The sequence below is a fragment of the Cognatishimia activa genome, assembly GCF_026016445.1.
In the GTDB taxonomy this organism is placed as follows: Bacteria; Pseudomonadota; Alphaproteobacteria; order Rhodobacterales; family Rhodobacteraceae; genus Cognatishimia; species Cognatishimia activa_B.
Genome location: NZ_CP096147.1, coordinates 499,636 through 518,923, shown reverse-complemented (window position 1 = coordinate 518,923; position 19,288 = coordinate 499,636). Strand labels below are relative to the sequence as shown.

Genomic DNA, 19,288 nt, shown 5'->3' with positions numbered 1-19,288 from the left:
GACCCTGGAGACAAAATGGAAAGTTTTCTTCTGCAAGCCACCATGTTTTTGCTGGCCGCCGTGCTGGCCGTACCGATTGCGGTACGTTTTGGCATGGGATCGGTCCTTGGCTATCTGATTGCAGGCATCGTTATTGGCCCAATCTTTGGCTTTATCAGCGGAAGTGAGACGACGGACCTTCAGCACTTTGCCGAGTTCGGCGTGGTGATGATGCTTTTCCTGATCGGTCTTGAACTTGAACCACGCGCCCTTTGGGATATGCGGCATAAGTTGATCGGCCTCGGTGGGCTACAGATCACATTGACCACATTGGCCATTGCTGGTGGCATGATGTGGCTTGGGTATCAGTGGAGTGTCTCGCTCGCAGTTGGCTTGATCTTTGCCCTGTCCTCAACTGCGATTGTTCTGCAGACACTTGCGGAAAAGGGGCTCATGCAAACCTCAGGTGGGCGTGCCACATTCTCAGTGCTTCTCACGCAGGATATTGCGGTAATCCCCATGCTGGCGTTTCTCCCGCTGCTGGCTTTGCCTGCAACCATGACCATTGCCCCCGATGGCTCGATTTCTCGCGCCTCAGATGCTGCGCATGAGGCGCACCATTCGCTCTCTCTGGTCGAGGGGTTGCCCGCCTGGGGCGTCACATTGGTGACCTTGGGCGCGATTGTCGCCGTGATCTTGGCAGGCATCTACCTGATCCGCCCACTTTTCAAGTTTATCGCCGCTGCCCATCTTCGCGAGATTTACACAGCCACGGCTCTCCTGATCGTCATTGGCATTGCCGTATTGATGACATTGGTTGGTCTCTCCCCTGCGCTGGGTACATTCTTGGCGGGTGTAGTCTTGGCGAACTCGGAGTTCCGACACGAACTTGAGGCCGACATCGAACCCTTCAAAGGACTCTTGCTTGGTCTCTTTTTCATTACTGTGGGTGCCCAGATCGACTTTGGAAAGTTGATCGCTGATCCAGTCAATATTCTGGGATTAACACTCTCGGTGATCGCATTGAAAATGCTGATCCTTTATGGCCTTGGTCTGATGTTTAAACTTAAGAGTCGTAATCGCTGGCTCTTTGCATTGGGGTTGGCGCAGGCCGGTGAGTTCGGATTTGTGTTGCTATCCTTTGCGGTGCAACAGAATGTTTTGACTGCAGCGCTCAGCGAGACTTTGCTTCTGGTCGTCGCGCTGTCGATGCTGATCACACCGCTGTTGTTTATCCTTTATGATGTTGTTTCCCACCGCATGCAGGATGACCACCACGAATCCGCCGCAGATGAAATTGATGAAACCGGGCAAGTGATCATTGCGGGTATTGGCCGATTTGGTCAGATCGTGAACCGTCTCGTGCGCGCCTCTGGTTTTGATACTGTGGTATTGGATCACAATATGGAAGCCATTCAGGCCATGCGGCGCTTTGGCGTTAAAGGTTTCCTCGGAGACCCAACACGGCCAGAACTGCTGCACGCCGCGGGACTGGAAGAAGCAAGAGTGCTCGTCGTGGCGCTCGATGATCCTGACGCCACGGTCAAATTAGTCAAACATGCTCGAAGAGAGCGCCCTGATCTGCACATTGTGGCGCGCGCTCGTGATCGCGTTCAAGTTTTCCGCCTTTATCAGGCAGGTGCCAACGACATTGTGCGTGAGATGTTTGACAGCAGCCTTCGTGCTGGCCGCTATGTTTTGGAAAACGTCGGACTGACAGAATACGAAGCCAGCCAGGCAGAGCAGACCTTCTATCATCATGACAGAAACGCCGTGCGCGAACTTGCGCTGCTCTGGGATCCTGAACGTCCAGCAGCACAGAATGCCGAATACGTCGCGCGGGCTAAGGAACTGGAAGAAGATTTGCAGACACTTCTGACAGCGCAGCTCGAAAAACCAGCGGCTGCTGAATAAACGGCTTTGCCCCTTGGGAGGAAGGAACACCTTCCTCCGCAATTCCAGAGCGTTTTTGCATAAGCTGAAGGATTAGCCGTCTGAGACACCGGCCTCGGCAAATGTCGCCATACCGGAATGGCACGCCACCGCCGACTTCAGGATATTGATCGCCAAAGCACCACCGGAAGCTTCTCCGAGACGCATGTTCATGGCCAACAGTGGTTCTTTGCCAAGGTTTTTCAACACGTTGAAATGCGCAGCTTCAGCAGACACGTGCCCCGCCACGCAGTGATCTAGCGCGCTCTCAAATACCTGCCCCAATGCAGCGGCGGCTGATGTACAGATGAAGCCATCGAGAATTACTGGAATTCGATCCACACGCGCACGTGCAATAGCACCCGCCATGGCCGCCAGTTCCCGGCCTCCCAAACACCGAAGGATTTCTAGACCTGATCGATCGGGATTAGCAGCCAACCCTTCGGTAACCACACGTGCTTTATTAGCAAGGCCAGCGTCATCAACCCCGGTTCCACGCCCCACCCACTCGGAGGCCTCACCGCCGTAGATCGCGGCCAGGATAGCTGCGCCAGATGTGGTGTTGCCGATCCCCATTTCTCCGACCACCAGAAGGTCCGTGTTGTCATCTACCGCATGCCAACCCGTCAACAAGGCCATCACCATGTCCTCTTCGCTCATCGCGGGGCCTTTGGTGAAATCTGCGGTTGGCTTATCAAGATCAATCGCATGCACAGAGAGTTTTGCGCCAGCCGCACGCGAGAGTTGGTTGATCGCAGCCCCGCCGTGCTGGAAGTTCAGAACCATCTGTTCTGTCACTTCAGCCGGGAAGGCAGACACGCCCTGCGCTGTCACCCCGTGGTTCCCGGCAAAGACAATCACCTGCGGATTGGCAATTTCAGGACGAGGGTTACCACGCCAGCTCGCATACCAAATAGCCAGATCTTCAAGACGCCCAAGCGCACCCGGAGGTTTTGTAAGCTGACCATTGCGTTCTTCCGCTTCCCCCAGTGCTTTTGCATCTGCATCCGGCGCGGCCAAAAGCAGCTCTTTGAATTCGTTAAGCGTGGCAAATGCGGCAGTCATGGCAGGCTCCTGTTGTCTTGGCTGAAGAGCTGGGCTTGTCTCAGCGCTGGCAAGCTGTTTACCTGATGCAACGCTTGGAACAAGTCAGTAAGGGACATCCAAATGCAAAAGGACGACATGTCGCTTCTGACGTTGGGAGATATTCGCACAAGCGTTGCGTTGCTCACCCGAATTCCCGTCAAAGCGGAGTTTGAACGCTCAGCAGAATCAGCCTGGGCCTATCCATTGGCTGGGCTCGTGGTGGGCGTTCTATCAGCTCTGTTTGTGGGTTTCTTGCTTTGGCTGGGCTTTGCCCCAACAATTGCAGCTGGCTTTTGGATTGCAACCACTGTGGTTCTTACCGGGGCGATGCATGAAGATGGGCTGGCTGATTGTGCAGATGGCTTCTGGGGTGGTTATGAAAAGGTGCGACGCCTCGAAATCATGAAAGATAGCCAAATCGGAAGCTATGGCGTTTTGGCTTTGATCATATCCGTTGCTCTGCGTTGGGTGGCGATTGCAGCTTTGCTTCAAACTGACGGTTGGTTCTGGTCTTTGATCGCTGTGGAGACCCTCTCACGCGCGGCAATGCCAGCGATCATGCACAGCCTACCGCATGCCCGCGATCATGGGCTTAGTCACTCACAGGGGCGCCCACCAATGAAGACAGCTTGCCTTGCCATCGGTCTGGCGCTTGCTATTGGTTTGATACTTTTAGGTTGGGTGGTGCTTAAACTCACCGTCCTGATGGGCCTTACAACACTTGCGCTTGGAATTTTGGCCCAGCGCAAAATCGGTGGGCAGACCGGAGATGTCTTGGGCGCAACGCAGCAGATGCTTCTGGTACTCGGGCTGATCACAATCGCCTGAAGATCATCAGACAAACATGTGACGCAAGATGGCAAGCAACAGCACCCCTATCGCAATTGCTGGAAGGATCGAAATGCGCAGGGACAGCAGGCATACCACTATGATTGCGACTGCATCGGACCAGTGTCCTGCGACGATCGTTGGAGCAACAAGTGCTGAAAGCACAGCAATCGGAACGGCATTCAACCCCGCTTCGATCCTATGATTCACTGCTCCAAAATAGGCCATCAAGATGTGGCCACCGCTTCGCACTCCGTAAGTGATGAGCGCGCAGAGAAAAATCAGTACGTAGGTATCAGGCATGCTGAATCTCCAACTCTGATGATGGCTTACTTAGAACAGCGGCAACCAAAATGCCGCTCAGCCCGCCAAGAGTGATGTGCCAGGGACTTCCGATTGTGAAGAAAGTCAGCACAGAGATCGAAACGCTCACGATCAACACAATGGCAAAACGAGGTTTTTTCCGGAAACCGAATACCAAGACAGCAAAAAACATTGGCAGGATCAGGTCTAATCCAAATCGATTAATATCTCCGAGTAGCTTCCCAAATACAGCGCCCAGTAGATTAGAAATCATCCACCCCCCATAAACACAGGCCGCATAGGTGAAATAGTAGATCGGCGTTATCGGTTTGCTGACATGCCGTGCTTCGCATGTGGCGTACTGCGGATCGCACAGCAAGAAAAACGCCAAGGCTTTTTGCTTGCGGCTAAAGCCGCCCAACCAGCGCACGGAGGCAGCTGAATAAAGCACATGGCGGAAGTTCACTGCCAACACGGCGAGTAGGATCGACCAGATCGGAAGCCCCTGCAGCATCAGATCGACCATAACGTATTGGCTGGCCACGGCAAAAATACTCCCGGACGTAACCAGAAGCTCGGTTAGAGTCAGTCCCTGATCAATCGCCAAAGCACCAAAAACAGCCGAATAGGGTGCCATTGCGCCAACCACAGGCAATACGTCTTTCAAAGCATCGCGAACCTCGGCCATGTTCACTCCAAACATTAAATCGAACAATGTTCGGCAACATGAACGGCATTGCTGCGTTTGTCAAACCGAACTATGTTCTTTTCACCGAACACAGGCAGGAAATTATCGTGACCCCATCCACTCTGATTGCTCGCGCTATTCAAAGGGAACGTGCCAAGCGGGGGATCAGCCTCTCGGCACTGGCCCAGCAAGCTGGGCTCGCGAAATCAACACTTTCACAGTTGGAATCGGGTCAAGGCAATCCCAGTATCGAAACTCTTTGGGCCATTGCGGAAGTGCTAGGTGTTCCATTCAGCCATCTGTTCGAGTTGCCCGTGAACGAAGTAAAACTTGTGCGCGCAAGCGACGGGGAAGAAGTCGCATCGGAGGCAGCAGACTTTCAGACGATCGTACTCGACAAATGTCCACCGAACCGCTGTCGTGACCTCTATCGCGCAACAGTCACGCAAGGTGATGTGCGCCACGCTGAGGCGCATCCGGCGGGAACCGTTGAGCATGTGTTCGTGATATCAGGCCAAGTTCGCATCGGACCGGAAGAGGCTTCTGAGGATCTTGTACGAGGCGATTATTACCGCTTCCCAGGAGATGTTCCTCATTTTTATGAAGCCCTGACTGAGACCGCCCTATTGGTCGTGATCATGGAAAGCCCCGCCTAGCTATAAATAAAGCTCCGCATCGCGATACTGCCGGCATCGATACTCTCATTCATGAAAGAAAGTGTATCGGATTTGTGCGCAGCTCCCGCGATCACAAGGCTCGGTACATAGTGATCAAATGACGGATGAGCTTGATCAAATAGCCCCCCCATTACTGCGCGATCGGCGAGAGCTTCAACGTTCCCATCCGCCAAATGCTCGGCAAAATTGGCATCAAACTCCTGCGCCCAGTCAAACGCATCGGCACCCGGCGCAATGGTTTTAAGGTTATGCACAATATTGCCGCTGCCCAAGATCAAGACACCGCGATCCCGCAGATCTGAAAGGATCGCACCCGTTTCCAGATGCCAGTCTAATGGGCGCGTCATGTCGATTGAAAGCTGAAACACAGGTAAGTCAGCCTCTGGGTAGAGCCATTTCAGCACCGCCCAAGAGCCATGATCCAGCCCCCAAGTATCATCTTCAGCAGCGTTGTGACTGGCGAGCATAGAAACAACTTCTCGTGCCAATTCAGGATGTCCCGGCGCAGGATAGGATTGGTCATAGAGCTCCTGAGGAAACCCGTGAAAGTCATGAATGGTGGGCGGCATCGCCGAAACATCCACCAGAGTTGTACCGCGCGTCATCCAATGGGCAGATATCAATAGAATGGCTTGCGGGCGTGGCAACGCCCTACCTAGGGCAGTCCAACTGTCTGAATATTCATTGTTTCCCAAAGCATACATCGGGTTCCCATGCCCCAAAAAAACGGCGGGCATTCGCTCGGATCGATTCAATCGCGATTTGAGGTTTTCAAGCTTCCTAGCAACATTCATGGCTATCTCCTGTCCATGAAGAGCATATAGCCCAGCGGCCCTCCCACACAATTCTTCAGAAATCCGCGCATTCTGTGCAGGGCCGCACAATGTTCGTAAGACAAAAAAACGCGGCCCAACAGACCGCGTTTCTCAATTCATGTGATTGATTGATGCTTAAGCCGCGCGCGCGGTCAGCACTTCGTCCACTTGCTTCGCAGCAGCCACTTCATCGCCACCCGCAACAGCAGCCACTTCGCGAGTCAGACGCTCCAAGGCCGCTTCATAGAGCTGACGCTCAGAGTAGCTTTGCTCACGCTGATCATCAGTGCGGTGCAGATCACGTACAACTTCAGCAATGGCGATCAGATCACCAGAGTTAATCTTTTGTTCGTATTCCTGCGCACGACGAGACCACATGGCACGCTTCACTTTGGCTTTGCCCTTCAGCGTTTTCATTGCTTGGCTGATCACATCAGGAGAACTCAGACCTCGCATACCGATTTCGGTTGCTTTGTGGGTTGGCACCCGCAGGGTCATCTTGTCTTTTTCAAAAGAGATAACAAACAGTTCCAGCTCAATGCCGGCGATTTCCTGCTCTTCGATGGATACGATCTGTCCTACGCCATGCGCAGGGTAAACAACGTAATCGTTCGGGCGGAATTCGTTCTTCTTCGCTTTGCTCATGCAGTCCTTCCTAACAGAGCGCGTCAAAGCAAAAAGCCACTGAGCGGAAAACATGTTCCGCCGTGTCGATGAACTCTGGCGCAAAAAACCATCCGTGGCGGCAGCCGGCGGGATGGCATCGGTTGGTCATATATCTTTGTTACAGAAATATATCACAAAATTGCCCCTTATAGAAGCACAACCACCGGAAACGGGGTGTTTCTTCATTAATTTCAGAGGCTTGGGCCGATTCTGCGCAGCAGAATTCATTGCTGCGCATGCGAATCGCTCGGTTTTTCTCGATATTCGAGAGGTTTAGCCACCCTCGCCAGGCGCTTCAGAGAAGTATTTCTCCATTTTGCCTTCTTCGCCGTCTTTCTCTTCGTAGCCCGGCATAGGGTCTTTCTTGGAGATAATGACAGGCCAGATTTCCGCGTATTTGCGATTGAACTCGACCCATTTCTCCATATCCGGCTCTGTGTCCGGGCGGATTGCATCCGCTGGGCATTCTGGTTCGCAAACACCGCAGTCGATGCACTCATCCGGGTGGATAACCAGAGTGTTCTCACCTTCGTAGAAACAATCCACTGGGCAGACTTCGACGCAGTCGGTGTATTTGCAGGCGATGCAGTTTTCTGTGACGACGTAGGTCATGGGTACTTCGATTTCCTAGATATTTGACCGTCTAGCTAAATCACGTGGCTCTAATCTTCAAGCCGCGTGTTTTTCATAAGGTCGAGATTGCGGCGATCCCTTTTAGAGGGACGCCCTTTTCCTTCAAATCGAGGAGAAGCCGGAACTTTTTCTTTCCGTTCGGTCATATCGAAGTACAGGGTTTGTGCTTCGGGTGCAGGCCCGCGCCGCTCGCCGAGCGCTTCGATCCGCACAACGCGGATTTCCTTGGCCTGAGGGAAGGTTAGAACATCCCCTGGACTTATCGAATGGCTGGATTTGGCAATCTTCTGACCGTTCACACGGACATGGCCGCCAGAGACCACCTTCGCGGCCAAAGATCGTGTCTTAAAAAAGCGCGCATACCAGAGCCATTTGTCGATGCGTAGCTTGCTATGGCCTTCGCTCATCACATCTCTCCAGACAGGCAAAAGGCGCACCAATCTGGCGCGCCTTTCATGTCCAAACGCCCAAAGCGCTGGATCATTCGGTTTTTAGACCCATCAATGCAGCTGCAAATGGGTTATCTGGGTCGATGGCTTTTTCCTTCTTCGGAGGACGCGCGCTGAATTGCTTTGCGCCTTCGTTCCGTGGTTTGCCTTTGCCCTTGGGCTTACCCCGTGGCTTGCCACCTGGTTTGCCCTGACCCTCACGGCGACCGCCTTGCTGGCGGCGGTTGCTGTTCTGACGACGTCCGCCGCCCCAAGTAAAGGTGAAGAAGACTTCCACTTCTGGCTCAGCAGGTGTCTCTGCTTCAGCGGTTGGCTCTGCAGGTGCTTCAGCCTCTGTTTCTTCTGATTTTGCTTCGTCAGGCGCCTCGACAGCCGCCTTGACCTTGGTGCGCTCACTACGTTCTGCGTTGTAGCCCAGACCCTGCATCAAAGCCGCGAATTGTTCGAGCGTCATGCCGGTAATCGACAGCATATCCGGGTTGGCTTCGAAACCACCACGGCTGTCTTCTGTGCGCAGCATGTCGGCCAGACGCTCCAGCATATCGATCCGGATCGCGCGCTCACCAGCGGCGCGGTAACCCGCCATCGCGTGGTAACCCTCTGGTGTGCCCTCACCCGCTGGAACTGTAACCAGACCCGGAGGTGGAGATTCAGGGAAGATGTCCAGACCTTTGGACAGCGACCACAGAACCAACCGCAGGCGTGTTGGCGCTGGCTTCAGCAAGAGTGGCATAAAGATGGTGAACTGGCCAAAGCGGATGCCATGCTTGCGCAGCGCGCCGCGCGCGTCCTGGTCCAGATCTTTCACTTCCTGCGCTACTTCACCGCGCGGCAGAACGCCCAGCGCTTCAACCATGCGGAAGGCAAAGCCGCGGGCCAGGCCGGTCAGCTCTTCGTCACGAGACAGATTCAAGAGCGGTTCAAAGAGCGCAGCAACTTTGCGATCAATGAAATGCTGTAGACGACGTTCGACTTTCTGAGCCACATCCGGGCCAGCTTCGTCATCCACAAAAACGCTGATCGACGGTTTCAATGGGTCACTGCCGGCCACCAATTTGCCAACAGCATGTTCGCCCCACATCAGGCCGCCTTGTTCGGTAAAATCAATTTCAGTATCGGGGGCATTGTAGAAGCGATCCGCCCGCAGATGGAACTGCGGTGCAAGTGCTGCCAAGCTGGCCTGACGCAGAGTTTTTGCCTCTGCCCCTTCAGCGCTTTTGTCAGCTTGGAAACGGAACCCCTCTAGACGACCAACGAACTCCCCTTCGATGGTCACTTCACCCTTGTCATTCACTTCGGCCAAAAGGGCCTCCTTCTGTTTGAGCCGCCGCAACAAGACTGATGTCCGGCGATCCACAAATTTTTCTGTCAATCTTGCATGCAGCGCATCTGACAGCCGATCTTCTACCCCGCGAGTCTCGTCTCGCCAATGGTTTTCCTCATCAATCCAACCATTTCGCTGTGCGACATAGGTCCATGTGCGGATAAATGCCAATCTTTTGGATAAAGTATCGATATTTCCGTCTGTTTTATCGATTCTTGAGACTTGGCGGGCGAACCAATCGCGTGGAATCCGGCCCTTTTCATGCAGATAACCATAGATTCCCTGCAAGAGACTCGCGTGTTCATTGTGGCTGATGCCCCGAAAATCAGGAATGCGGCAGACGTCCCAAAGCAGGCGAACCGACTGCGTATCAGATGCGCGCGCCCGGATTTCGGCGTCCCTTTCCAGCGTCTTTAAGACCCCCAGATCATCCGCTTCTCGCGCCTTCATCAAAAGCTGATCTGAAGGCGTTTCTTCAAGCGATGCGATTAGGGCATCAAGCGTCCCAAATCGCAGTGAAGCGTTGCGCCAATTCAGCTTTTTGATCGGCGTGAACCGATGGTTCATGATGGCTTCTGCGACCTCATCGTTCAGCGGTCGCGCCTCTCCCGTCACTCCAAAGGTTCCGTGGCTCATACCCCGCCCAGCGCGACCCGCGATTTGGGCCAATTCGTTGGGCATCAATTCTCGCATGCGTTGACCGTCAAATTTGGTGGTCGAACTAAAAGCCACGTGGTCGATATCGAGGTTCAACCCCATCCCGATGGCATCGGTTGCTACCAAGTAATCCACATCGCCATTCTGATAGAGTTCGACCTGCGCATTACGCGTCCTGGGGCTAAGTGCGCCCATGACCACCGCGGCCCCACCCTTTTGGCGTCGGATCAGTTCGGCAATTGCATAGACGTTATCAACCGAAAACCCGACGATGGCAGATCGCGGCTGCATCCGGCTGATCTTACGGCTGCCAGCATAGCTAAGCGTGCTCATCCGTTCTCGCCGCATGAATTCCACACCCGGCACAAGCGCCGCAATCGGGCCACGCATCGTGTCTGAGCCTAGGAACATGGTCTCATGCAATCCACGCGACCGCAGCAATCGGTCAGTAAACACATGCCCACGTTCCGGATCTGCGCATAGCTGAATTTCATCGATTGCGAGGAAGTCACAGCCCATGCCTTCTGGCATCGATTCAACCGTGCAGACCCAATACTGCGCTTTCGGGGGAACGATACGTTCTTCGCCGGTCACCAAAGCCACAACACGTGGCCCGCGAATGGCAACGATCTTATCATAGACCTCACGCGCCAAGAGGCGCAGAGGCAGGCCGATCACACCAGTGCGATGCGCCAACATGCGCTCAATTGCGAGATGCGTTTTACCCGTATTGGTTGGTCCCAAGACCGCCGTAATTCGACCTTGCACGGCCATATCCCCGCCTCTGACTTATAGGTTCCGGCCTTTAACAACCGGTTCGAGTCGCTCCAACGCCTCTGTTACGGCGGGATGGTGCGGATGTATAGGCCGCACCAATTGATAGGCTTCATAGGCGTCGTCAGGCCGATCAATCACTTCGAGTATGGCTCCTAGTCCGATGATCGCTTCATAATGCTCCGGGTTCAGCCGCAGGGCTGTTTCAAGATCAGCAATCGCCGGTCCAAACATCTCAGCATGAGCAAAGGCGCTCGCCCGGCTGACCCAGCCTTCAGCGAAGTGCGGCGCATGGTCTGTCAACGCGGTAAAGTGTTCGATTGCCGATTGAATTTGCCCTGCCTCCATAGACTTACGTCCACGCGACAAAAGCAGATCTGCCGTTGCAGACCCGGACTTTTCCCACTCCAGCTGAATTTCTTTTGAGATCAGATTGGCGTTCTCAGGCGTTGAATTGCGAAGATTTCCCATGAGACCTTCAAGGCGTTCACTGTCGGCAAATGCGCCAGTGACGCTTGCCAGGACGATCCCCGCTGCCGCCACGGCAGGTTTGAGAATATTTGGGAAGACACTCATAACACTCTTGAATGTAACCTGCGTCTCACGATTTACTAGTCCAGCGAGGCGCAAATCAAAGGATATTGATGAGATGAGCGATATTGTGGCAGCAGCTGTGAAAGCTCTGAGCGAAAAACTGGGCGATGGCGTCTTGGACGGCTCTGTGAAGTTCGAAATTGAAGGCGAAGGCGCGCTGATCATTGACGCGAATGGCGTCCGTGCCTCAGACGATGATGCAGATGTGACCCTGACGGCTGACGCAGACCTATTCCAGGACATTCTCTCTGGTGATGTGAACCCGACCTCTGCATTCATGAGCGGCAAGCTTAAAGTGGACGGCGACATGGGTATGGCCATGAAACTGGGCTCCATCCTGTCCTGATGGAAGACGCCCCGTATTTTGCAGTCCCCGAAGGTGAAGCCATTGCTGCGGCCTATTGGATCACAGCAGATGATGGTGTGCGCCTGCGGGTAGCTGCATGGAAACGGGACAATGCCAAGGGAACAGTTCTGCTGTTCCCCGGGCGTACCGAATATGTCGAGAAGTATGCTATCGCCGCAGGTGAATTTGCAGATCGCGGCTATGCAACGATTGCCATCGACTGGCGCGGCCAAGGTCTGGCTGATCGCCTGCAAGACAACAAAAATGCGGGCCATGTGGCAGAGTTCGCCGACTATCAACGAGATGTCCAGGCGCTTTTGGAAGCCGCAGAGGAGCTTGATCTTCCAAAGCCTTATTTTCTACTTGGCCATTCCATGGGCGGCGCCATCGGCCTGCGCGCGCTTTATAACAACCTGCCTGTCAACGCTGCGGCGTTCACCGGCCCAATGTGGCACATTGGTTTAGGGAAGCTCAGACCACTTGCCTATCTTCTCAGCGTGATCCTGCGCTGCATTGGGATGGGCAATTGGCTGGCTCCCGGTACAAAAAACGAAACCTATGTTCTGGATGTTGCCTTTGAGGAGAACGCGCTGACCAAAGACCGCAGCATGTATGCGCGTCTTCAAGCGCAGGCGCGCGCCAATATTCAGCTTTGCATCGGCGGGCCGTCCATACGTTGGGTCAATGAAGCCCTGCGCGAGTGTTCTGACATGGCCACCAAACCGGCTCCAAGCACTCCATGTGTGACATTCCTTGGAACCGACGAGAGCATCGTAGATCCTGAGGCCATTAAAACGCGCATTGAGGGTTGGTCGAACGCTACATTGGAAATGATCGACGCCGGTGAGCACGAAGTCCTGATGGAAGACGCGCAAACACGCGCAGCCATCATGGACAAAATCACAGCGCTATTTGACGCCCAGCTCTAGTCTGCTTCTTCAAATCCTCGCGTGCCCCCTTGCACCCTGCCCTGAGCTCTGCCTATCTCAGTGCAAATAGATATTTACAAACCAAGAGGCCCTTATGCTGAACCTGCCCTTCCCCGTCCGTGACGCAAACGCCAGTTCTGGCAGCGAAGGTCTGGGGAACCTGCCCGAATGGGATCTCAGCGATCTGTATTCCAGCCCTGATGCGCCTGAACTTGAGGCCGACCTTGCCTGGCTGGAAAAAGAATGCGCGGCCTTCGCGGCAGATTACGAAGGCAAGCTGGCGGACCTTTCTGCGGCCGACCTGCTGACCTGCGTTTTGCGCAATGAGAAAATCAGCCAGACCTCTGGCCGCATCATGTCGTATGCAGGCCTGCGTTATTACCAGCTGACGGTAGACGCAGAACGCGCGCAATTCATGTCCAACATGCAAGAAGCGCTGACCGACTTCTCAACCCCATTGGTTTTCTTCACGCTGGAACTCAATCGCCTCGATGACGACAAGCTTGAGGCCATGTTTGCAGAAAACGCAGACCTCGCACGCTATAAGCCCGTCTTTGATCGGATCCGAGCGATGAAGCCGCACCAACTCTCTGACGAGCTTGAGAAATTCCTGCACGATCTGGGTGTTGTTGGCGACGCTTGGGAGCGCTTGTTTGATGAAACCATCGCCGGCCTTGAGTTCGAGATGGAGGGCGAAAAGCTCAATATCGAAGCGACTCTGAACTTCCTTACCGAACAGGATCGCAGCAAACGCGAGGCGGCTTCTCGCGAGATTGCCCGTGTTCTTGGTGCCAACATCAAGACCTTCGCACGCGTTCACAACACGCAGGCGAAAGAAAAAGAAGTGCTGGATCGCTGGCGCAAAATGCCGTCCGCCCAGCATGGTCGACACCTGTCCAACCACGTTGAACCTGAGGTGGTTGAAGCCCTGCGCAATGCCGTTGTTGAAGCTTATCCAAAGCTAAGCCATCGCTATTACGAGCTTAAACGCAAATGGCTGGGTCTGGACGTCATGCAAGTCTGGGACCGCAACGCGCCGCTTCCGATGGAAGACACGCGTACCGTGCACTGGGATGAAGCTGAAAAAACCGTGATGGACGCTTACGCGGCCTTTGATCCACGTATGGCAGAGATCGCCAAACCTTTCTTCACTGACGGCTGGATTGACGCTGAAGTGAAGCCCGGCAAAGCCCCGGGCGCCTTCGCGCACCCGACCGTGACCAACGTCCACCCCTACGTGATGCTGAACTATCTGGGCAAACCACGTGACGTCATGACCCTGGCGCATGAGTTGGGTCACGGCGTGCATCAGGTTCTGGCTGCCGAACAGGGCGAGATGTTGTCTTCCACGCCGCTCACATTGGCAGAAACCGCATCTGTCTTTGGTGAAATGCTGACCTTCCGCAAAATGCTCGATGCTGCAGAAACTCAGGAGCAACGCAAGGTGCTGCTGGCAGGCAAAGTCGAAGACATGATCAATACGGTGGTTCGCCAGATCGCGTTTTACGATTTTGAATGCAAACTGCACGCGGCACGTCGTGAAAGCGAGCTGACGCCAGAAGATATCAACGCCCTCTGGATGTCTGTTCAGGCCGAGAGCCTTGGGCCGGCATTTGAGTTTATGGAAGGCTATGAAACTTTCTGGGCCTATATCCCGCACTTCGTGCACAGCCCGTTTTATGTCTACGCTTATGCGTTTGGCGACGGTCTCGTGAACGCGCTTTATGCGGTCTACGCAGAGGGCGGCGAAGACTTCCAAGAGAAGTACTTTGACATGCTCAAAGCCGGTGGCTCCAAGCATCACAAAGAGCTGCTCGCCCCATTTGGTCTGGATGCGTCTGATCCGAAATTCTGGGACAAAGGCCTGTCTATGATCTCTGAAATGATTGACGAGCTGGAAGCAATGGAAGCGTAAGCTGACAACGCCGGGGGCTTTGCCCCGGACCCCAAGGTATTTTTGTAAAAAGAAGTATAAGGGCGGCGCATCACGTATGGATATGCGCCGCGACAAACAGGCTATAGGCTTGTCGCCATATCGAATACTTGATCCATGGCAACCTGCGTTCCACGCGAAAACTCCAGTGGACACAAATAGTCCACATCTTCTCTCACAGAGCGACCAAAGGCTTCGACCTGAAGCTTATAGTGATCATCTGAAGGGAACCGTTGAGCCAATACGGTTCCACCACCGACATGACCTGTTTTGTGAATCTCAACCACAGGTTCGCCAAAGACCCGCGCATTAAACGGCACCGTCACGCGGATGAGCCCTGCTTCGCCGTGGAACACCATCTCCTGAGCTGGGTGCATACGCGTGCTCACATAGGCCGAATACGTCGCTTCGCCAAACTTGGCACCAATCTGTGTGAACACATCCACGCCGTTTTCCCAGCGAATGTTCGATGAAGTTATTTGAGGATCTTCACCGGTCACAAATCGAGCAGAACCAATTACATAGACGCCAATATCTCGCAGCGCCCCACCACCGGTTTCAGGCTTGTTACGAATATTATCGGTGTCTGTCCGGTTGTCGAAAGAGAACCGCCCGCTGATATGCACAAGCTTGCCGATCTCGCCCTTTTGCACCAGATCACGCACATGCTGCCACTGAGGGTGATGCACGATCATGAAGGCTTCGGCTGCCAGTTTTCCCGACTTATCGCGTGCGGAAATCAAGCGATCATACGCGCTTGCCTCAAGAGCAATCGGTTTCTCACACAGGACGTGTTTTCCAGCCTCCAGCGCTTTTATAGTCCACTCCACGTGCAGATGATTTGGCAGAGGAATGTAAACCGCCTCAATGGACTGATCCGCAAGCAAAGCATCGTAGTCTGTAAAGACCTCCACCCCTGGGCAAAATGCCTGAAACGGCTGCGCCTTCTCAGCCGAAGACGTCGCCAGAGCTACAAGCTCTGCCCCATCTGCTGCGTGGATGGCAGGCCCCATGAACTGGCGCGCGAACTTTGACGCTCCCAGAACACCCCAACGAACTGGTGTCATCTCTGGCTCCTCCCATCAAAAATGTTTGCGCTATCATCGAGAGGTTGGGCCGAGCTTGCAAGGAAGTTTTTCAAACCCAAATCGACACTCTGCTAGAGAACAACCATATCAGATAAAAAAACCGATTTTTCAATCACTTGAGGCAATACTGGCCGCACCTCAGAATCGACCATCTGCATTCGGAAAAACCAATAAAGGTACTGATCGAAGGCCCATTCATTCTGCAGAGCATGTCTAAATGCTTCTTCGGTTTCATCAGAGTTCTGCACAGTCGCCGCTACGTGGTGGAAATCAGCCTTGCCAAATAACATCACTGGGCACTTATGCAAAATAGCTTCCATAGACACCCCCGAGCTCGTCGAACAACAGACCGCTGAAGACTTCAACAAGTCATGCACATTTGCGTCCACGAATTTTATTCGATGATCCTTACGTGCGAGAAATTTCATCGCGCGCAGAGTGTCTTCATCGGTCCGTTTGGGATGCTCCTTGATTAGAATCTCACGATCACCAACGACATCCTGCAAGGCGCGCACCATATCCAATTCTTCAACATAGCGAGACCATCGCAGCGAAGTTGCGCGCCCCTGAAGAAATACAGCAACATGCCCTTCAGAGAAGCTTTGCTTTGACTTTGGCTGAGCGTGTCGAGATTGTCGTGGTTGCACATACCATTTGCGCATACGGCGGGCAAAACCAGATGCCCATTTGGTGGGGACTTCATCAGCAACGAATGTTTCATTGCGGACAGAGCTTTCACTCCAAACCCCTCTCGGATCAGCATACCAAAAACGATTGAAATACGCAGCGCCCGTGTTCAAGACATTCGCTTTCCTTACCGATCCTCTGTGCACGAAATGAAAAGCATCATCTTCCAGCTCGATCACGCGCAAATTTGACGCGCGGGCAACGATCTCTACCCAGCACCCATTGGCTTCGAGTTCTTCTCGCAGCTGTTGGTAAAACGGGCGCTTGATTAGCCTATCACTTTGATTAGGCGGTAGGTGAAATAGGACTTTTTTCAAAATTCTAAACCAAAAAAAACACCTCCTAAATATAGGAGGTGTTCGTGGAAGTCAGCCGCTATCTTGGGTTAGGCTTTGGCCAACATCCCTTTTTCTCCAGCCAGAGTGCGCATGCGCATTTGTAGCTTTTCAAAGGCGCGCACTTCGATCTGACGAATGCGCTCACGGCTGACGTCGTATTGACCGGACAGTTCTTCCAAAGTCACCGCAGTATCCTGCAGGCGACGCTGAACCAGAATGTCCTTTTCGCGATCGTTCAGCACATCCATGGCTTCTGCGAGCAGCTCACGACGGGCTTCCAGCTCGTCCTTCGCTTCATAGTCAGCGGCCTGATCGGCATCTTCATCTTCCAGCCAGTCCTGCCACTGCATGGTGCCTTCACCATCAGAGCCAACCTGCGCATTCAATGACGCATCGCCACCGGACAAACGGCGGTTCATGCTGATCACTTCATCTTCGGTCACACCAAGATCATGCGCAATTTTCGCAACGTTATCAGGGTGCATGTCGCCTTCTTCCAGCGCACCAATGCGGGCTTTCGCTTTGCGCAGGTTAAAGAAAAGCTTCTTCTGAGCAGAGGTTGTGCCCAGTTTCACCATGGACCAGCTGCGCAGCACATATTCCTGAATAGATGCACGGATCCACCACATCGCATAGGTCGCCAGACGGAAGCCCTTTTCAGGATCAAAGCGTTTCACAGCCTGCATCAGGCCCACGTTTGCTTCTGAAATCACTTCTGCCTGTGGCAGGCCGTAACCACGGTAACCCATGGCAATTTTTGCCGCCAAACGCAGGTGAGATGTCACCATCTTATGCGCCGCAGCTGTGTCTTCTTTTTCGACCCAGGCTTTGGCCAGCATGTATTCTTCCTCTGGCTCAAGCAGAGGGAATTTTCTGATTTCTTGCATATAGCGGTTCAAACCGCCTTCCGGCGTCGGTGCCGGCAAATTCGCGTAGTTTCCCATGTCCTGTCCCTTTCTTGCCCTCAAAAAGAGGAATGTTTAAAGGCTTAACATCCAGATAGGTTGGCGCTAACGGGCTTTCAAGCGGGTTAGACCAAATTTCTTGATTTATCGTGAACCTTGGCGCGGTGACATTCCAGTCACGTGGCTGTGTGCTCACTGGCTTGTGCAGAATGTGACATATTCAGGAATGCACGGAAAGCGGAATAACCATGCAAATATGCATAGTGCTTACGCGTAAATTCACAGTCAGAGGGTCATCCTACTGCCATTTTAGCGTTTTGGCTGTCGCAGATCGTTGATCAAAGACTGCATATCAGCCGGAATCTCCGCCTCAAACCGCATGTTTTTGCCGCTGACCGGGTGATCAAACCCAAGAACGGCTGCGTGCAGCGCCTGACGCGAAAACTTCTGTGCCGCGTTGATCCCAGCAATCGACAGCGCTTTTTCCGAAAGTTTACGACGCCCACCATAAGTCGGATCGCCAATCAAACTGTGTCCGGCATGGGTCAAATGCACCCGGATCTGGTGTGTCCGGCCGGTTTCAAGCCAACATTCCACCAGCGAAGCCACCTCAGGATCACCATAGCGTTCCACAATACGCGCACGGGTCACCGCATGGCGTCCACCTTCAAAAAGAACCGCTTGCCGCTGGCGATCGGTCTTGTGGCGCGCCAAATGTGTTGTGATCTTCATGATATTGCTGGATTCAAAATTTACGCCCTTTACGCCGCGCAAACGCGGGTCGTTGGCATCAGGAACCCCATAGACAACGGCATTACAGTAGCGCTCTACCGTGTGCTTTTCGAATTGCGCAGCCAGTCCATGGTGCGCGCGATCGCTTTTGGCGACAACAAGTAATCCCGAGGTTTCTTTGTCGATCCGGTGCACAATACCCGGGCGCTTTGATCCCCCTACCCCAGAAAGGGTGTCACCGCAGTGATGCAACAACGCATTCACCAGAGTTCCGCTTGGCGTCCCCGGAGCAGGATGCACAACCATTCCGGCAGGTTTATTGACCACGATTAGATCATCATCTTCAAAAACCACATCCAAAGGAATGTCTTCCGGTCCAATGTGACTTTCATCTGCCACGGGGACGTCAATCGACACCTCAACTCCTTCAGCGGCAGCTTTTGACTTTGGGTCGGTCACCACGGTCCCATCCAAGGTCACGTGCCCCCCTTCCAGAAGTTTCGCCAGCCGCGTCCGAGATAGCGCGGCTTCTTCTGGCACATCCCGCGCCAGTGCCTTATCAAGGCGCGCAGGCGGGTTCTCCGCAATCTGAAACGTTACACGGGTCATGGCCATGCCAAACACTCCTGAGCAAGACACTTCTGAACCGGAACTTCCGGCCAATCTGCGATTTCTGCGCCAGCTGATCACGGTGCTGACAGTGGTGATGATTGGCGGGCTTGTAGTGGTCGTTGGTCTGCTTGTCACCCGTTTCTATGGTAACGGGCCAGAGATGCCAGAAAGCATCACCCTGCCAGATGGTGCTGAAGCCAGGGCCTTCACGAAAGGCGATGGCTGGTATGCAGTGGTGACGGCAGAAAATACGATTTTGATTTTTGATGCGCTTACCGGTCAGATGAAGCAGACCATTCAGATCGACTAACGC

The 19,288-nt window shown here is 53.7% G+C and carries 21 protein-coding genes; 8 read left to right on the top strand and 13 right to left on the bottom strand.

From position 1 onward, the window contains the following. The first annotated feature begins 15 nt into the window (after window positions 1-15). Window positions 16-1,893 (top strand): monovalent cation:proton antiporter-2 (CPA2) family protein, encoded by a 1,878-nt coding sequence (locus M0D42_RS02520; protein ID WP_265020041.1) that lies wholly within the window; start codon window positions 16-18, stop codon window positions 1,891-1,893. A 72-nt stretch (window positions 1,894-1,965) separates the two neighbouring features. Here M0D42_RS02520 and cobT read toward each other — a convergent pair whose 3' ends face one another. After that, window positions 1,966-2,976, bottom strand: a complete 1,011-nt coding sequence (gene cobT / locus M0D42_RS02515) for a nicotinate-nucleotide--dimethylbenzimidazole phosphoribosyltransferase (RefSeq protein WP_265020040.1) — start codon at window positions 2,974-2,976, stop codon at window positions 1,966-1,968. A gap of 102 nt (window positions 2,977-3,078) precedes the next feature. Here cobT and cobS point away from each other — a divergent pair, with 102 nt between their 5' ends. Next, entirely contained in the window at window positions 3,079-3,825 is a 747-nt protein-coding gene (gene cobS / locus M0D42_RS02510; RefSeq protein WP_265020039.1) for an adenosylcobinamide-GDP ribazoletransferase, read from the top strand. Between the two features lie 6 nt (window positions 3,826-3,831). On the opposite strand, the gene M0D42_RS02505 is transcribed toward cobS, so the two are convergent. Both M0D42_RS02505 and M0D42_RS02500 read right to left on the bottom strand, forming a co-directional pair. Beyond that, window positions 3,832-4,128: an AzlD family protein gene (locus M0D42_RS02505; RefSeq protein WP_265020038.1), complete on the bottom strand. Its 297-nt coding sequence runs from the start codon at window positions 4,126-4,128 to the stop codon at window positions 3,832-3,834. Then, window positions 4,121-4,816, bottom strand: coding sequence for an AzlC family ABC transporter permease (locus M0D42_RS02500; protein ID WP_265020037.1), 696 nt, complete (start codon window positions 4,814-4,816; stop codon window positions 4,121-4,123). The genes M0D42_RS02505 and M0D42_RS02500 overlap by 8 nt, the downstream gene beginning before the upstream one ends. A gap of 107 nt (window positions 4,817-4,923) precedes the next feature. Here M0D42_RS02500 and M0D42_RS02495 point away from each other — a divergent pair, with 107 nt between their 5' ends. Next, window positions 4,924-5,472, top strand: coding sequence for a helix-turn-helix domain-containing protein (locus M0D42_RS02495; RefSeq protein WP_265020036.1), 549 nt, complete (start codon window positions 4,924-4,926; stop codon window positions 5,470-5,472). Here M0D42_RS02495 and ygiD read toward each other — a convergent pair. Together ygiD and M0D42_RS02485 are read right to left on the bottom strand one after the other, a co-directional pair. Beyond that, on the bottom strand, window positions 5,469-6,287 hold the full coding sequence (ygiD, locus tag M0D42_RS02490; protein ID WP_265020035.1) for a 4,5-DOPA dioxygenase extradiol: 819 nt from the start codon (window positions 6,285-6,287) through the stop codon (window positions 5,469-5,471). The genes M0D42_RS02495 and ygiD overlap by 4 nt on opposite strands. Before the next feature lie 156 nt (window positions 6,288-6,443). Then, entirely contained in the window at window positions 6,444-6,953 is a 510-nt protein-coding gene (locus M0D42_RS02485; protein WP_265020034.1) for a CarD family transcriptional regulator, read from the bottom strand. A gap of 52 nt (window positions 6,954-7,005) precedes the next feature. Here M0D42_RS02485 and M0D42_RS02480 point away from each other — a divergent pair, with 52 nt between their 5' ends. Next, window positions 7,006-7,251, top strand: coding sequence for a hypothetical protein (locus tag M0D42_RS02480; protein ID WP_265020033.1), 246 nt, complete (start codon window positions 7,006-7,008; stop codon window positions 7,249-7,251). Here the strand turns inward: M0D42_RS02480 and fdxA are convergent. From fdxA to M0D42_RS02460, 4 genes are all read right to left on the bottom strand, one after another. Beyond that, window positions 7,248-7,586 carry a ferredoxin FdxA gene (fdxA, locus tag M0D42_RS02475; RefSeq protein WP_265020032.1) on the bottom strand — a complete coding sequence of 113 codons (339 nt, stop codon included), beginning with the start codon at window positions 7,584-7,586 and terminating at the stop codon, window positions 7,248-7,250. The two genes, M0D42_RS02480 and fdxA, sit on opposite strands and share 4 nt — an antisense overlap. Window positions 7,587-7,636: 50 nt before the next feature. Next, a complete protein-coding gene (locus tag M0D42_RS02470; RefSeq protein WP_265020031.1) occupies window positions 7,637-8,014 on the bottom strand; it encodes an RNA-binding S4 domain-containing protein in 378 nt (125 codons plus the stop codon). 73 nt (window positions 8,015-8,087) lie between these two features. Further along, window positions 8,088-10,811, bottom strand: a complete 2,724-nt coding sequence (locus M0D42_RS02465) for a helicase-related protein (protein WP_265020030.1) — start codon at window positions 10,809-10,811, stop codon at window positions 8,088-8,090. Window positions 10,812-10,826: 15 nt separating this feature from the next. Further along, window positions 10,827-11,387: a tetratricopeptide repeat protein gene (locus tag M0D42_RS02460; RefSeq protein ID WP_265020029.1), complete on the bottom strand. Its 561-nt coding sequence runs from the start codon at window positions 11,385-11,387 to the stop codon at window positions 10,827-10,829. A 73-nt stretch (window positions 11,388-11,460) separates the two neighbouring features. Between M0D42_RS02460 and M0D42_RS02455 the strand changes: the two genes are divergently transcribed. The 3 genes from M0D42_RS02455 (at window position 11,461) to M0D42_RS02445 (ending at window position 14,595) form a co-directional block, all read left to right on the top strand. Further along, the gene (locus M0D42_RS02455) at window positions 11,461-11,751 is read left to right on the top strand and encodes an SCP2 sterol-binding domain-containing protein (protein WP_265020028.1); all 291 of its coding nucleotides are present in this window, start codon (window positions 11,461-11,463) and stop codon (window positions 11,749-11,751) included. Then, window positions 11,751-12,680: an alpha/beta fold hydrolase gene (locus M0D42_RS02450; protein WP_265020027.1), complete on the top strand. Its 930-nt coding sequence runs from the start codon at window positions 11,751-11,753 to the stop codon at window positions 12,678-12,680. Before M0D42_RS02455 ends, M0D42_RS02450 begins: the two co-directional genes overlap by 1 nt. A gap of 94 nt (window positions 12,681-12,774) precedes the next feature. Next, window positions 12,775-14,595, top strand: a complete 1,821-nt coding sequence (locus tag M0D42_RS02445) for a M3 family oligoendopeptidase (protein ID WP_265020026.1) — start codon at window positions 12,775-12,777, stop codon at window positions 14,593-14,595. 101 nt (window positions 14,596-14,696) lie between these two features. On the opposite strand, the gene M0D42_RS02440 is transcribed toward M0D42_RS02445, so the two are convergent. The 4 genes from M0D42_RS02440 to M0D42_RS02425 form a co-directional block, all read right to left on the bottom strand. Then, window positions 14,697-15,680 carry a Gfo/Idh/MocA family protein gene (locus M0D42_RS02440; protein ID WP_265020025.1) on the bottom strand — a complete coding sequence of 328 codons (984 nt, stop codon included), beginning with the start codon at window positions 15,678-15,680 and terminating at the stop codon, window positions 14,697-14,699. 92 nt (window positions 15,681-15,772) lie between these two features. Continuing rightward, window positions 15,773-16,567, bottom strand: a complete 795-nt coding sequence (locus tag M0D42_RS02435; RefSeq protein ID WP_265020024.1) for a hypothetical protein — start codon at window positions 16,565-16,567, stop codon at window positions 15,773-15,775. Between the two features lie 206 nt (window positions 16,568-16,773). Further along, a complete protein-coding gene (gene rpoH / locus M0D42_RS02430; RefSeq protein ID WP_265020023.1) occupies window positions 16,774-17,670 on the bottom strand; it encodes an RNA polymerase sigma factor RpoH in 897 nt (298 codons plus the stop codon). Between the two features lie 270 nt (window positions 17,671-17,940). Continuing rightward, window positions 17,941-18,978: an RluA family pseudouridine synthase gene (locus M0D42_RS02425; protein ID WP_265020022.1), complete on the bottom strand. Its 1,038-nt coding sequence runs from the start codon at window positions 18,976-18,978 to the stop codon at window positions 17,941-17,943. Between M0D42_RS02425 and M0D42_RS02420 the strand changes: the two genes are divergently transcribed. Continuing rightward, a complete protein-coding gene (locus M0D42_RS02420; RefSeq protein WP_419195956.1) occupies window positions 18,971-19,285 on the top strand; it encodes a DUF6476 family protein in 315 nt (104 codons plus the stop codon). The genes M0D42_RS02425 and M0D42_RS02420 overlap by 8 nt on opposite strands. Window positions 19,286-19,288 lie beyond the last annotated feature (3 nt).